Source organism: Plebeiibacterium sediminum (assembly GCF_026013605.1).
GTDB lineage: Bacteria > Bacteroidota > Bacteroidia > Bacteroidales > Marinilabiliaceae > Saccharicrinis > Saccharicrinis sediminus.
Genome location: NZ_JAPDPJ010000218.1, coordinates 1 through 1,089 on the forward strand (window position 1 = coordinate 1; position 1,089 = coordinate 1,089).

1 protein-coding gene is annotated in these 1,089 nt (G+C 42.5%); it reads right to left on the reverse strand.

All coding sequences use genetic code 11. The annotated features are described in order from the left end of the window. Positions 1 to 1,089, reverse strand: a 1,089-nt coding sequence (locus OM075_RS25160) for a hypothetical protein (protein ID WP_301193323.1), incomplete at both ends; no start/stop codon positions are given.

Consider the following 1,089-nt stretch of genomic DNA (forward strand, 5'->3'; position numbering starts at 1 on the left):
ATCAGTTACCACAGCACTAAATGTATTTGAGACTGGTAAACCTCCATCGGCTGGAATGGCCAATGCGCCTGTCCAAACGAAAGTATAATCATCTACATTTCCTGAAGTTAGGATATCATCATTAAAGGTATTGATATCGAAATCAGCAGCTTCATCAGCACAGTATATGGCAGAAGCTATTTGTAGAGCTGGATCCGGATTAACGGTAATTACAACCTCTGTTTCGCTGGTACAGCCTGTTGCTTTATCAGTCACAACAGCTCTGAAAGTGGTTTCCTCTGGTGTAGTTCCATCTGCAGGTATAACCAAATCTCCTGTCCAGGCAAATGTATAATCGGCTACACTGCCGGAAGTAAGAATATCTTCATTAAAAATATTGATATCAAAATCAGTTGCTTCATCGGCACAGTAAGATGCAGATGTGGCTTGTAATGCTGGATCGGGATTGACGGTGATTACTACCTCTGTTTCGCTGGTACAGCCTGTTGCTTTATCAGTTACGACAGCGCTAAATGTAGTTGAGACTGGTAAACCTCCATCGACTGGAATGGACAACGTGCCTGTCCAAATGAAAGTATAATCAGCTACATTGCCGGAAGTAAGGATATCTTCATTAAAGTTATTGATATCGAAATCAGCAGCTTCATCAGCACAGTATATGGCAGAAGCTGTTTGTAAAGCAGGATCGGGATTAACGGTAATAACAACCTCAGTTTCGCTGGTACAGTCTGTTGCTTTATCAGTTACGACAGCTCTAAATGTAGATTGCTCTGCTGTTGTTCCATCAGCAGGAATGGCCAATGCGCCTGTCCAAACAAAAGTATAATCAGCTACATTGCCGGAAGTTAGGATATCATCATTAAAGGTATTGATATCGAAATCAGCAGCTTCATCAGCACAGTAAGTTGCAGATGTGGCTTGTAATGCTGGATCGGGATTAACGGTGATTACAACCTCAGTTTCACTGGTACAGCCTGTAGCATTATCAGTCACAACAGCTCTGAAAGTGGTTTCCTCTGCAGTTGTTCCATCAGCTGGAATGGCCAATGTTCCTGTCCATGCAAATGTATAATCTGCTACACTGCCGGA